Here is a 13,294-nt window from a genome sequence, read left to right as displayed (position 1 = left end):
CCCCATTAAATGTATCGTTTCTTTTGCACCATTATGCCTCGCTTTACAAAGCCTGCATACTTAATTACAGTAATCATAATTTAATTAGGCAGAATTGTCAATGGGCTTTGATTAAAAGAAACCGTTAACTTAAGATAATATTTCGACTTCTGGTTCAATAGGCGCAAGCGTAAGGATTTAACTGGAATTTGGGAGCGGATAATGGTATGATGAGAAGAAAAAAGGAGGCGTTTTAAATGTATTTCGTAACGTATCAATATAACGCTTTTAGTGAAGGCGGCGTTCTAACCGCCGATGAAACAAAGGTCTTACCAATTACAACCATTGGTAAGCTAATGGGTCTTAAATTTCCGGAGCTTTTAATCGAGTTTATTCCCATGGCTACCGACGAACTACTGACTGATATGGAGAAAGTCATGACTGAGCATCAGAATCTGGGGATTAATCTGGGTCTGGTAAAACTGCTGGCGCCGATTCCCAAACCACCAAGAAATATTTTTTGTCTTGGCAAAAACTATGCTGATCACGCTAAAGAAATTAAGAACATCCCCTCCTTAGGCGACGTGCCGGAAAATCCGATCTATTTTTCAAAACTGCCGACCGCGGTTACTGGTCCGGATACCGTGATTTTATCCCATGCTAAGGCGACCAAACAGATCGACTACGAGGTGGAACTGGCCATTGTCATTGGTAGAAAAGGCTGCGATATTTTAAAAGAAGAAGCTGAGGATTATATTTTCGGCTATACCATCGCCAATGACATCACCGCCCGGGACCTTCAAAAAAAGCACTCCCAATGGTATAAGGGCAAATCGCTGGATACTTTTTGTCCCCTGGGCCCCAGAATCCTACATAAAAATGATTTAAAAATCCCCTTCGATCTTGACATCACCTGCCGGGTCAACGGTGAGATACGACAGCACTCCAATACGGGTCAGATGATTTTTGATATCCCCGCCATTATCAGTGACCTGTCCCAGGGTATGACCCTGCTTCCGGGCGATATCATTCTTACCGGAACCCCTGCCGGTGTCGGCTTTGCCCTTAATCCGCCACAATTTCTTAAACATGGAGATCTGATTGAAGCAGAAATTGAACGAATCGGCATCTTGCGAAACACCATCGAATAAATTAATATATTAAGCTAGCATCACCCGGGTCAGACTCGAGGCGATGCTGGCTTTTTATGGCGCATAATATTAAATATTGTTTGCTTCCAAAACAGTCAAACGATTATTAATCATTTAAGCCGGCAAACGTTTCAGGCTAAAAACACTTATTGCAGCCACAAATAATACCACAATAAAAATGCTGAATCCACCGATAATCAGGCTGATATTCGCCTGTCCATTGACGATGGCAAGGCCATCAAAAGCATTGTACAGGGAGAATTTTCCTAAAAAGGCAGTTCGCTCGGACAATTTGCTAAGTGTATTTAGGATAAAGAATTCAACCGGAATCAGAGCACCAAAGAACAATGATAGCTTGGTGCTATTGAACAAACAGGAAAAGAAAAAACAAAACATGCCAATCGTCATCGTCATTAAACAGGCCCCGACATTCAGTTTCAGAAAGACTCGCACTTCCAGCATTCCTGGAAAAAACTTTTCACTCATGCCATAGCCGACTAGAAAAAGCACTACAAATAAAACCGCAATGGATGACAGCAGATAAATTCCCTGAGTCACAATGATTTTAATCCGACTGTTTGGGGTACACAATAAACTGGTAAAGGAACCCTCATAAACCCATTTTGCCACCAACCGATTGGCCAGAATAATGCAATAAACCATGGGAAATAGATAAATCAGAAAGCCATAGAACAAACTGGCAATAAATCCGGTCAGACCACTGTCAATAGTACCAAAGCCCATGGCATTAACCAGAGTCGTCGGTAAGATGGACATCATATCCACCATTGCCCCTATCCCATTGGGATCATAGATATAGATAATAACAGCCAGATAAATGGACATCAGAGCAATAAAAACCAGCAGTAGCAGGGTGTTGTTCTTGATATTTTTTAGAAACAATGGAATACTCATACTTTTTTCCCCTCTCTGACTTTTTCTTCCTGATCAGGCCGAGCTTTGCCTTTCGCCACTTTTTCCTTAATCAATTTACGCTTCTGTTCCGGTTTTTCTTCTTTGTTCCGCACTTCTTTTTTGATTGCTTCATGATGGACTTCCTTCTGGTAATGTTGCTGGAAAATTTCTTCCAGGGACTGGTTTTTAGAATTAAATACTAATACCTTTTCATGAGACAAAACCTTCATCAAGACGTCAATCCGATCACCAGGAGAAAATATTTCGTAGTCACTTTGCGAAAACTGCTGATAGCCGAAACCGTATTTCTTAATCTGCTCAAGATTTGGCGGAGCTGCAAATTTAACCAGATAGGCCTTGGTTTCGTCGGCTCGCAGACTGACAATATCGCGGTCTTCGACCAGATGACCTTCCTTGAGAACCCCCACCCGGTCACAGGTTCGTTCCACTTCTTCAAATCGATGGGTCGAAAGTAGCACTGTTTTCCCACGGCGTTTTTCTTCCAGCACAAGGTCTAAAAATCGCGACTGCATCAGCGGGGTTAAGTTGATGGTCGGTTCATCCAAAATTAACGTTTGAGGATCATGCATCAGACCTGTGACAATGGACAGTCTTTTTTTCATGCCCATTGACATGTTTTCAATTTTCCCGCGCGTTTCGACCTCGAATCGTTCAATCAGTGAATCTCTGTGTCTGTTATCTTTTTGTCCAAACATCCCACGCATCTGGGAGATAAAATTGAGGTACTCTTTCACCCGCATGTTTTCGAAAAGAACCACATCTTCGGGCACATATCCCAAATTTTTTTGAATCGCTGAAGCTCGAAAAAAGCAGTTTAGTCCATCGATGGTGGCACTGCCCCGTCCCGCCCGGATCAACCCCATGAGCATCCGTATGGTGGTTGTTTTTCCGGCGTCGTCAGGCCCAACATATCCAAACGCCTCACCTTTTTCAACTTTAAAATTCAAGTTGAAAATGCCTCTAGAGCTTGAATATTTAAGGGTAACATCCTTTAATTCAATCATTTTTTTCTCCTTACAAACATTATTCTTGCTTTTTTATAGGTTAAACCGATTTGTCAACCCGTTTGTTCAGTTCATTAGCGATTCGGCCAAAATCTGATCCGGTAAGGGTTTCTCCCCGGATCCCCGGTGCTATATTACAGACCTCCAGAACTTCAAGCAAAACGTCTTTTTCAAATGGGGTATTCATGGTCAGCCCATTAATTAAAGTTTTTCGCCGATTCAAAAAACTGGCTTTGACAATTGATAAAAACAATTCCTTGTTTTCCAGTTCAATTCTGGGAACCGTCAGTTTTTTCAGGGTTACAACAATGGAATCAACCTTGGGCTTAGGGATAAACACTTGGGAAGGTACATCAAAATCTATGGAAATATCGGCATAAAACTGTGCTACAATGCTCAAAGATCCATAAGCTTTGGTGCTGGGAACCCCACACAAACGCTCACCCACCTCTTTTTGAATCAAGAAGGTCATGCTCTCTATAGGCAGGTCCGATTCCAGAAAACCCATAATAATGGGAGTGGTAATATAATAGGGTAAATTTGCCACGATCTTAAGAGGCATGGTAGCAAGATCTTCTCCCAATATCTCTTTTACGTTGGTTTTTAAAATATCGCCTTGAACGATTTCGACATTGTCACACGCTTTTAATGTCTCCCGGAGTACCGGTATCAGTTTTTTATCAATTTCAACTGTGATAACCTTGCCCGCATGTTCACTAAGCGCCTGGGTCATGGTTCCAATCCCCGGACCAATTTCCAACACCAGATCCCTTTCATTTACATCTCCAGCTTTTACAATTTTTTGAACAATATTTTCATCAATTAAAAAATTCTGTCCAAAACGTTTATTGAAGTGGAGATCGTATTTTTTTAACAATGCTTCAATGACTCTTGGTGATGTTAATTTTTCCATTCATTTCCTTTCTGTTTAACAAATATTTACACGCTATGAATGATCCTGTGTGGCTTCATTCATAACTTAACTATTATACACTTTATTTAATCCTGCGGGAAGACCTTATCACCAATTCAATACGGAAAGAATCAACCTTTTAAACATTTAACCAATACTTTGCGAGATCTTCAAACATTATCCTGTCAAATGTTTAATTTGCAATTTTAAATCTGTCAAAAGCCCTTCATTGGTCCACTGACAGGCAACATTCCTGAATAATTAAATTTTTTAGCGGATTTATTTGAAAGCGGATGTCATTTAGTTAAAAAAGTAAACGTCTCCATGTCTCATGTAAAGCTCCACTCTTTACTTTTTGACAAGTCATTTCATTTTAACTTAAAGCTAAATTAATCATTTTTACAAATGATTCCGATATCGTTATAACTCCCTTTCTTCAGTGTCGTAAATATTTACCATTCTAAAGCCGTTTCATCATACTATCTAACTCTCTTATTAAACCTTATAACTGCGTTTTCTTAAACGTATTTAACGATGGCCTTGCAAAATATCCATGTATAATGTATTATACGCATTGCCAATTTGTAAATAAATTGCAACAATCAATGATGCATTTAAGTCACAACAAAAATAGTGACACCATCATGTTTTGACATTGGAGGTCAAATGAAGAAAAACTTAATAAAAAGCGCATGCGTAAGTCTTGCCTTTGTTTTATGCCTGGGTATAGCGCCAGGCACTGTTATGGCAAAAGAAGCCGCAGTGGATTTAACCCAAATCACCCAGGCAGTTGAGACGGCGAAAAACACCGCTCCCCTGCCCAGCTTGTTCGTAGCGCGAACAACAGCACCGAGTGCTGATAATCCTTATTTCTTTGCCAACAATCCTTATGCCCAGGGTGGCTACGGTATGCCGAATTGTACCGCCTACGCTTTTGGCCGGGCGTATGAAATTTTAGGAACCGCCCCAAATTTACATATGGGTAATGCGAATTCATGGTGGGCCGATAATCAAAGCAATGGTTATTACCCCTCCGGATCCACCCCCAAACTGGGCGCCGTGATCTGTTGGGGTGGCAGTTCAGATGGACACGTGGCAATTGTTGAAGCGATCAACGGCTATACGGTTACCCTATCCGAATCCACCTATAGTGGCGTATACTTCCAGAATTACACCTATACCATTGGTGCTGAGGATGCTACCTCGGTGGGCGGTTTTCAAGGTTATATCTACATCGGCGACTACATTGATGCCACATCGGACATAACACCACCGTCTTTATCAGATGTACTGGTTACTGACTATCAAAGCGAAGGAATCAAAGTCACCGCTCTGGTTTCTGATGACTTAAGCGGGATCAGCCAGGTTTACTTTCCCGTCTGGACCGAAAACGGTGGGCAGGATGATTTAATCTGGCATGAAGGAAGCGTTTCTGACAATGTGGCCAGTTGTTTTATTCCATACAGTGATCACAATACCGAGCTTGGTGACTACAATGTCCATGTTTATGCTTATGACAACGCCGGTCACTACACCATGACCGCCACAACCATTACAAAAGCCGACACCTTTACCAGCCTGGGTGAAGTTGTTCACACAAACTAAGTAACTTACTTTTAAAGAAAAAGCCTTTCAGATGACGTCTACAAACATCACTGGAAGGCTTTTTTCTAGGATAAGCTATTTTTCAGAATAAGCTTAAGATGCATCAATGTCATTAGCACCGATCTTTTTAGTATTTGTCTATATCATCAAGTTGAATTTGTGGTTCTGCTGGTTGATGCGCGACCTGTTCTTCTCTTATTTGAGGATTTGCAGAAGCATCTTTTCTCGTGCTTGCTTCATTACTTGTTTTACTCTTTAACTTGAATTCAGAAACCATATTCTTTAGCAGTTCAGCCTGACCAGAAAGCTCTTCGCTGGCGGCAGCACTCTCTTCGGCCGTTGCCGAATTAGTCTGTACCACTTGGGAAACCTGTTCAATCCCCTGGGTGATCTGGGCAATGCTGGTGGCCTGATCATTCGATGCGACAGCGATGTTGCTGACCAGATCGGTTACTTTGGCCACTGATTTTAAGATCCCTTCTAAACTGTCGGCGGTATCATTGGCAATTTTTGTACCCGTTTCTACCTTATCAATGGAGCCTTCAATCAGACCGGTTGTTTCCCGGGCGGCTTCGGCACTCCGCGCCGCTAATGATCGAACCTCTTCGGCGACCACAGCAAAACCTTTCCCATGTTGACCAGCCCGGGCGGCTTCGACCGCGGCATTCAGAGCCAGAATATTGGTTTGGAAGGCAATGTCATCAATGACTTTAATAATCTTGGAAATACTATTGGAGGATTCATTGATTTCTTCCATGGCGTTAACCATATCCCCCATCTGTTTGTTGCCTGCTTCGGCCGTCGTCCGAACCTCAAGGGTTCGTTCATTAGCGGCATTGGCATTTTGGGCGTTTTTCTTAGTTTCTTCCGCCACTTCCTCAATGGAAGCCGACAATTGCTGGATTGCACTGGCTTGCTCGGTTGTTCCCTGGGCCAGCGCCTGGCCACCATCGGATATTTGGCGGGAGCCTGCTTCCACCTGATTGGCCGAGTTCCCAATCTCGGTCAAGATTTCACTAAGATGGGCGGTAATATCATTAATGGCATATTTAATATTAACAAAATCACCCAGATAGTTGGCGGTAATTTCCTGGTTAAAATCACCATTGCTGACCTTTTCCAGTTTTTCTGAAATTTCCTGGACATATTGTTTCAGGAATGTAATGGTTTTATTCATGTCCTCTTTGATCTGACCGTTTTGTCCCAAGTAATCGCCAGTCATCGCCGTACTCAGATTACCCTGAGCCAACTCATTTAGCACCTGGGAGGCTTCCTGCATCGGTTCGGTTAGGGCATCCAGAGTGTTATTAAAACCGTTGATTACTTTGGCATAATCTCCCGGGAATCGGGATGCATGAGCCCGATTATCGAGATCCCCGGCCACGGCGGCTTTAGCCATACTGTCCGATTCTTGAAGTAACATGATGATGTTTTCCATCAGCTTGATAAAACCCGGTATTAAGCGATCATTTTCGCTAAGTGGTCCCGTTGCCTTTAATCCATCCAGCATTTTCATATCTCCATTTGAGATATCATCCACCGCTTTGACCACGATCATTAAAGAATCTTGAATCGTATTGATGGATTGGGCAATTTCCCCATAAATTCCGGAGTAATTCGCATCGATTCGTTGGGTTAGATCATTCTTGCTCATCAAAGCCAAAACTTCCCTGCCTTCTATCAAAGCCCCTAAGCCATCAATACAAGAATTAATGCTGTTTATCAAATCGGCAAAATCACCCTTGGCTTCTGAGTTTATCTTTTCGGGGATTTCTCCTTTTCCGATTCTATCGATATAACCCGATGCCATGTTCAGTGGTCCAATTACAGCGTCCAATGTTGCGTTAACACCTTCGATGATATCCCGGTAACCTCCGTTTAACGTTTCAGTATTCCCACGAACAGATAACTTGCCTGCTACTGCGGCTTCGGTCAACATTTCAGTTTCCTGAATCAGTTCCCGCAACGACTTGATCATATCAGCCATGCTGATTCCCAATACGTCTTGATCGGATCTTGGGATAACGTCCATTGTCAAATCTCCTGTTGCGATCCGTTGTGCAGCCATTGCCTGCTCCCTGGTATTCTTCGCCATCTCACTAAATGCCGCTGTCAGTTCTGTCGTTTCACTGCTGATGGCTGCGATGCCATCGATATTCACGTCCACATTGCCGACCGCCAACTTTTTGGCGATCCCCGCCAACATATTGATTGGTTTTGCGATTTTTCTGGATGTAAAGACGGTGAGTAACACCATCCCGGCAATAACGATCAGCATAATGATAAAAGTAATGAACTGAATTAAATTATAGGCACTGTTAAACTCTTTATCAGGCAGGCCAGTAATTATCGTCCAACCAGTATTGCCAACCATCGCAACATAGCCGTGATTGTGTGAGCCACCACTGGTATATTCGATGGCCCCAGTGTTTTGATTCAAAACAGCTTCTTTAATGTTATCCGACATATCCGAATCATTGATATGGGTATTGATATACTCCTGGTTGGTATGATAGATCATCTGTCCGTCAGCGCTGGCCAGAATAAAAAATCCCGTCTCACCCAGTTTATATTCACTCATCATTGCTGAAACACTATCCAGAGTGAAATCCAACCCGGCGGCACTAATGACATCCTTTGTACCCGTTCGATAAATTGGTGAAACTGCCGTTACCACCATTTTTCCGGTCAATGCATCCACGTAGGGCGACGTCATCGTTGTCCCACCAACGTCCATCATTTGAATATACCACGGCCGTTCAACCATGATCCAATCGGGACTAGAATGAACGCCCTTTGACAAAAGTAGCTGATTCGTATCGCGTTCACCTACCCAGGCATCAAGAATATTTGGATCAGATGACTTGATACCGAAAAGCGACTTTTCTGATTTTGCAAATCCCTGAGCTGTCATTGCATCCATGCCTGGCGTAATCTCATCTGTCACATCTTCAAATTGGCTGTTAACAGCCATTTGTCTTGTGATTTCGAGATATTTGTTAAACACTCCTGCTATTTCACTGGCGGCCGCGTCAGATTCTGCTTCTAGCTGTTTCTCAGTTAGATCGGTAATCGATGTATTCACATTGTATAAGGTGATGAATGATGAAACACCATAAATAATTACAATCGGAATACCGATGTAAATAAGTATCCGGGTTAGTAGATTCATTTGTTTTTTTTGTGTAGTTCGAGTTTTCTCCATATTGGTTCTCCTTAAAATTTACAAAATACCGTGATAATCCTTTCCTAACGGATCGTTTAAACTAGCTGTTTTCTTCCGGAAATTTTCGTTTATCGCTATTGCTCATTGCTCGCTTAATAAAAGCATTAAAATCATAACTTCTAAAATAAGGCTACATAAATAAACAGTACACCTCGCATCGGTGAGTGCCACCAACTTAAAAAAGCAAACCATTTCACTCATCAGTTTTAAAAGGCACGTTTTGCTGGTCACACTGTAATGCTAAGTCCATTACAAAACTAGTTTTATAATACTGACTCATAATATTTACATGAATTTATCCCTATTAAACTATCGACTAAACCACTACCTTTTAAAGGGTAATATTTCATCTTCAATAAGACATTATCGGTTAATGGTTTGTTGCATAAACATAAATATGGTATACGCTATCAAAAAAATTATATTTTTCTTGTCACACCCCATTAAACACTATAAAATGAGTATATCATTAATCATACCAAATTTTAAGGAGGTAGCTAATGAAAGGGCCATCTAGCCATTTAGATTTACCTACAGCAGACGATTCGGTGATCCGTATTCAAGACGATCTTAATTTGATTAAAAACTACTTAACCCCTGCATTTCTAAAAAAAAACACTGTTTTTTCCTGCCTTGAAGATTTTTTACAATCCGCTGGATTTTCCGCTGTCACTCAGGAGGATTTTGAGTCGATCCCAGTTACCGCAATGGATTCATGGGTACGACAAAACAGCAAGTTTCTTGACTGGTCAGATATGATTTCTTGTGCCGCCGATTTCTACTTTGATACCCAGATGAAAGCCATAAAATTCAAATCTATCTAAATTAAAAACGATCCCAATAAAAAACAACGATGTGACCGCATCGTTGTTTTTATTGGTGTTTATCTTTTTTGATAAAACGGTTATATTTTCTTAATCTTTCTAAAACATTTATTTTTTTATTTCTGTAACTGTATTTTTCTAATCCTCAAACCAATCATTTTTAAGCGTCTCCGTTTCGGTTTTTATCTCTTCTACTGTTTTCTCGATCACACTTTTTAATTCTTCCTGCTCACGACTTTTTTTATGCATCTTCATTTTCAACCGCATATTCATCATTTCAGTTAGATAGCCGCCGCGAAACATTTTAGGTTCAAAAGACATAATAAATGCTCTCGGTTCGTATTCATCAATAATCCGCAATAACCTTTTCTCGCACTTACGCTTGGTAAGAATATCTAAATTGGTGCGTTTTCCATATTTTCCTTGACCATAGTAGGCGGTAACACCAAATCCTTCTTTTCTCAACACTTCAATCAAGGTGGCGTTTTCCTGTTCGATATTAACTTGAATACTGGTGAATCCGATCGCTAATTTTTGTTCAATGTATATGCCCAAGGTTAAGCCCACTGCAAAACCGATGGCGTAAACAACCATCTCCAAAATACTTTGATCTCCTGATAATACAATCGCCAAGCCAAAAATATAAATCAGTGCTTCCATGAATCCAAAAATGCCAGTTAACACCTTCAAATTTTTAACCATACAAATGGTGCGTAGTGTCAACATGGGAACATAAAGTAACTGAATAAAAATAATTAAAAATAATCGCGTCATCGCCACTCCTTTTTTTAGAACGAGAATGGATCATTTGATTCCGTCTAGATTCGATTGCTCCGATTTATCAAACAAAACTCCCAGAATTTTTCTTGCTAACATCGCTATTACTTTTCATTGTAACAGATGTGAATCATAATATGAAGGGTTCAAGAAAAATATAAAAATTCCAGATGTTTAAGGCACTAAATTTTGTCGTAACCGCACCAAATACTAACAATAAAATGATAAAACCCTCCACCTGTTAAGCTTAAGAAAGTCAATTTTGTTTGACAAACTTGATTTTCTTTGCTATTATGATACATATTATCAAACAAACATTATGTGAAGTATATGTATTGAGTAATTCTATTTGTGAGCTTATTTACGTGTCTAAGTAAATGTGGAAATAAGTAAGCCGATTATTAATCCAATGAAATTTACATTGAAAAACATCCTGGATAGAACTGGGGCTTGTATAGGATCAACATGGTCATATACTATACTATTCTGCCTGATATTTATTGGGTATTATGAATGGTGTAAGGTGAGTTATTTTTAGCGAAACCTATGCACTCTAACTCTGTAAACGCAGAGTTAGAGTGCATTTTTTTATATTTTATTCATAGCGATAAAAAGATGCGCCTCTATTTCACACCCCCCCATTCACCCAAATATAGTTAATAATACATAATCTGAAAGGAACAAAACATGCAAGAAGCAATTAAATTAACACAGGAACATCTAAATACCAGCCAATCTTCCGATTACTTAATGGATAAATGGACCGACTGGCGCTGGCAACTAAAAAATACGATTCGAAAAGTTGAAACATTTGAAAAAATTATGGGAATTAAATTTTCTGATGAAAAGAAAAAAGAGATTAATGAAACCATTGATAAATTTCCAATGGCGATTACACCTTACTACTTATCATTAATCGACGAAGATGATTTTGAAACGGATCCGGTTTTCAAACAGAGTTTTCCAAGTATTGACGAATTGATCATCTCATCCATTGATATGGAAGATCCGCTCCATGAGGACAAGGATAGTCCTATCTGTGGAATTACCCATCGATATCCGGACCGGGTCCTTTTTCACGTCAGTAATGTGTGCGCGATGTATTGCCGTCATTGTACCCGAAAAAGAAAAGTTGGCGATGTGGACTCCGTTCCTTCTGATGAAATGATTGCCGCGGGTATCGACTATATTAAGAATACACCCACCGTACGGGACGTTCTTCTTTCCGGTGGAGATCCATTTCTTTTGTCCGACGAAAAGCTAGACCATATTCTCGGACTTGTTGCTGCAATTCCCCATGTTGAAGTAATTCGTATTGGCACACGAACACCGGTCGTTCTTCCCTATCGGATCACAGACAAGCTCATAAAAGTCCTCAGTAAATATGATAATCTCTGGATCAACACTCACTACAATCATCCCCGGGAAATTACCAAAACCTCAATTAATGCGCTAAAAAAACTAACTGGTGCGGGAATTCCTTTAGGCAACCAATCAGTGTTATTAAAAGACGTCAATGACTGCCCGCAAATCATGAAAAAACTGGTTCATAAATTAGTAGCAAACCGCGTGCGCCCGTACTATTTATATCAATGTGATTTATCTGAAGGGCTTGAACATTTTAGAACCAATGTTGGTAAAGGCATTGAAATAATGGAGAGTTTAAGAGGTCATACCAGTGGCTTCGCCATTCCAACTTATGTTATTGATGCCCCTGGTGGCGGTGGTAAAATCCCGGTGATGCCTAACTACCTCATTTCCTGGTCGACTAACAAGGTTATCTTAAGAAATTATGAAGGCGTCATCACCACATATCAGATGCCAGACACCTATGAACACACAGCCTGTGATTTAAACTGTACGAATTGCAAGCTCCAATTAAAACTAAATAACGAGGAAAGTGATCGCAAACCGATCGGCATTTCCAAATTGCTTTGCGATTATGAAGAAACCATCACACTGGTTCCTGAAAACCTTGAACGCGACCAAAGAAATCAAAGTGATGAGGCAATATAATGACTGACATCATTGAACCCTATGGTCATAGTCTGATTCAGCACGGAAAAAACAGCAATCGGATTTACTTAATGAAATGTGATGCTGCCGAGGCTGACTCGCTTATCACACACATGAACCAACTGGCACATGATAAAAATTACTCAAAAATAGTTGCCAAGATTCCAGAATCCCAAGATCCCGTTTTTAAAGCCGATGGTTACAAAGAAGAAGCCGCGATACCCGGCTTTTACCGGGGTCAGGAAACATGTAAATTATTGAGCAAGTACCTTTGTCCTAAAAGAGAAAACCTAACTAATGACATGGAAATCAAGCAAATTCTTGACGATGCAATAAAAAAGCGTGCCGAAGCTGCAACCCAAGCCCTGCCAGAAGAATTCAAAATTAGAGAATTAGGGCCATCAGATATACCCGCACTCGCACAAATTTATGGCACAGTTTTTAAAAGCTATCCCTTTCCTATTTTTGATGCAGACTATCTTCTCGAAACCATGTCTGATCACGTTACCTACTTTGGTGTATTTCACAATAATCATCTAGTCGCCGTCTCTTCCAGCGAAACTGATTTGGACAATTTAAATTCTGAGATGACCGATTTTGCAGTATTACCAGCGTATCGGGGTCATAAGCTGGCCCTCCATCTCCTTAATGAAATGGAAAAATATATGATTAACGCAGGATTTCGACTGCTCTATACCATTGCCAGAGCATCGTCTTATGGAATGAATAGAACCTTTGCCCGAGCAAATTATCAATATGGTGGCACCCTTAATAATAATACCCAGATTTCAGGATCAATCGAATCCATGAATATCTGGTATAAAGACATCGGCGCAGCTAAATAATTAAGCAGCACCGATGTC

The 13,294-nt window shown here is 40.6% G+C and carries 10 protein-coding genes; 5 read left to right on the top strand and 5 right to left on the bottom strand.

Annotated features, from left to right (window positions below; all coding sequences use genetic code 11):
• The first annotated feature begins 236 nt into the window (after positions 1-236).
• Positions 237-1,130 carry a fumarylacetoacetate hydrolase family protein gene (locus tag ACIZ62_RS07460; protein ID WP_111887297.1) on the top strand — a complete coding sequence of 298 codons (894 nt, stop codon included), beginning with the start codon at positions 237-239 and terminating at the stop codon, positions 1,128-1,130.
• Positions 1,131-1,244: 114 nt separating this feature from the next.
• Here ACIZ62_RS07460 and ACIZ62_RS07455 read toward each other — a convergent pair whose 3' ends face one another.
• Genes ACIZ62_RS07455 through rsmA form a run of 3 tightly spaced genes read right to left on the bottom strand, consistent with a single transcriptional unit; the run spans position 1,245 to position 3,983 of the window.
• Complete coding sequence (locus ACIZ62_RS07455) at positions 1,245-2,045, bottom strand: hypothetical protein (protein WP_414151620.1); 801 nt, start codon at positions 2,043-2,045, stop codon at positions 1,245-1,247.
• On the bottom strand, positions 2,042-3,070 hold the full coding sequence (locus tag ACIZ62_RS07450; protein ID WP_111887299.1) for an ABC transporter ATP-binding protein: 1,029 nt from the start codon (positions 3,068-3,070) through the stop codon (positions 2,042-2,044). Before ACIZ62_RS07450 ends, ACIZ62_RS07455 begins: the two co-directional genes overlap by 4 nt.
• Before the next feature lie 40 nt (positions 3,071-3,110).
• Positions 3,111-3,983 (bottom strand): 16S rRNA (adenine(1518)-N(6)/adenine(1519)-N(6))-dimethyltransferase RsmA, encoded by an 873-nt coding sequence (rsmA, locus tag ACIZ62_RS07445; RefSeq protein ID WP_111887300.1) that lies wholly within the window; start codon positions 3,981-3,983, stop codon positions 3,111-3,113.
• Positions 3,984-4,649: 666 nt separating this feature from the next.
• Here rsmA and ACIZ62_RS07440 point away from each other — a divergent pair.
• Positions 4,650-5,588 (top strand): CHAP domain-containing protein, encoded by a 939-nt coding sequence (locus ACIZ62_RS07440; protein ID WP_414151619.1) that lies wholly within the window; start codon positions 4,650-4,652, stop codon positions 5,586-5,588.
• 127 nt (positions 5,589-5,715) lie between these two features.
• Here ACIZ62_RS07440 and ACIZ62_RS07435 read toward each other — a convergent pair whose 3' ends face one another.
• Positions 5,716-8,793: a methyl-accepting chemotaxis protein gene (locus ACIZ62_RS07435; protein ID WP_414151618.1), complete on the bottom strand. Its 3,078-nt coding sequence runs from the start codon at positions 8,791-8,793 to the stop codon at positions 5,716-5,718.
• 521 nt (positions 8,794-9,314) lie between these two features.
• On the opposite strand from ACIZ62_RS07435, the gene ACIZ62_RS07430 reads away from it, so the two are divergent.
• Positions 9,315-9,638 carry a hypothetical protein gene (locus tag ACIZ62_RS07430; RefSeq protein ID WP_111887303.1) on the top strand — a complete coding sequence of 108 codons (324 nt, stop codon included), beginning with the start codon at positions 9,315-9,317 and terminating at the stop codon, positions 9,636-9,638.
• 138 nt (positions 9,639-9,776) lie between these two features.
• Here ACIZ62_RS07430 and ACIZ62_RS07425 read toward each other — a convergent pair whose 3' ends face one another.
• Positions 9,777-10,412 carry a DUF2179 domain-containing protein gene (locus tag ACIZ62_RS07425; RefSeq protein WP_111887304.1) on the bottom strand — a complete coding sequence of 212 codons (636 nt, stop codon included), beginning with the start codon at positions 10,410-10,412 and terminating at the stop codon, positions 9,777-9,779.
• A gap of 690 nt (positions 10,413-11,102) precedes the next feature.
• On the opposite strand from ACIZ62_RS07425, the gene ablA reads away from it, so the two are divergent.
• On the top strand, positions 11,103-12,431 hold the full coding sequence (gene ablA, locus ACIZ62_RS07420; RefSeq protein ID WP_111887305.1) for a lysine 2,3-aminomutase: 1,329 nt from the start codon (positions 11,103-11,105) through the stop codon (positions 12,429-12,431).
• Positions 12,431-13,276 (top strand): putative beta-lysine N-acetyltransferase, encoded by an 846-nt coding sequence (gene ablB / locus ACIZ62_RS07415; RefSeq protein WP_111887306.1) that lies wholly within the window; start codon positions 12,431-12,433, stop codon positions 13,274-13,276. Before ablA ends, ablB begins: the two co-directional genes overlap by 1 nt.
• Positions 13,277-13,294 lie beyond the last annotated feature (18 nt).

It is taken from the genome of Acetobacterium carbinolicum (assembly GCF_047456275.1).
Taxonomy (GTDB): domain Bacteria; phylum Bacillota; class Clostridia; order Eubacteriales; family Eubacteriaceae; genus Acetobacterium; species Acetobacterium carbinolicum.
This window is presented reverse-complemented; position numbering and strand designations above follow the sequence as displayed.

Excerpts from the sequence above, each read along its gene's own strand:
- ACIZ62_RS07430 (WP_111887303.1), top strand. The coding sequence starts at position 9,315 with ATGAAAGGGCCATCTAGCCATTTAGATTTACCTACAGCAGACGATTCG.
- rsmA (WP_111887300.1), bottom strand. The coding sequence starts at position 3,983 with ATGGAAAAATTAACATCACCAAGAGTCATTGAAGCATTGTTAAAAAAA.
- ablA (WP_111887305.1), top strand. The coding sequence starts at position 11,103 with ATGCAAGAAGCAATTAAATTAACACAGGAACATCTAAATACCAGCCAA.
- ACIZ62_RS07460 (WP_111887297.1), top strand. The coding sequence starts at position 237 with ATGTATTTCGTAACGTATCAATATAACGCTTTTAGTGAAGGCGGCGTT.
- ablB (WP_111887306.1), top strand. The coding sequence starts at position 12,431 with ATGACTGACATCATTGAACCCTATGGTCATAGTCTGATTCAGCACGGA.
- ACIZ62_RS07450 (WP_111887299.1), bottom strand. The coding sequence starts at position 3,070 with ATGATTGAATTAAAGGATGTTACCCTTAAATATTCAAGCTCTAGAGGC.
- ACIZ62_RS07425 (WP_111887304.1), bottom strand. The coding sequence starts at position 10,412 with ATGACGCGATTATTTTTAATTATTTTTATTCAGTTACTTTATGTTCCC.
- ACIZ62_RS07435 (WP_414151618.1), bottom strand. The coding sequence starts at position 8,793 with ATGGAGAAAACTCGAACTACACAAAAAAAACAAATGAATCTACTAACC.
- ACIZ62_RS07440 (WP_414151619.1), top strand. The coding sequence starts at position 4,650 with ATGAAGAAAAACTTAATAAAAAGCGCATGCGTAAGTCTTGCCTTTGTT.
- ACIZ62_RS07455 (WP_414151620.1), bottom strand. The coding sequence starts at position 2,045 with ATGAGTATTCCATTGTTTCTAAAAAATATCAAGAACAACACCCTGCTA.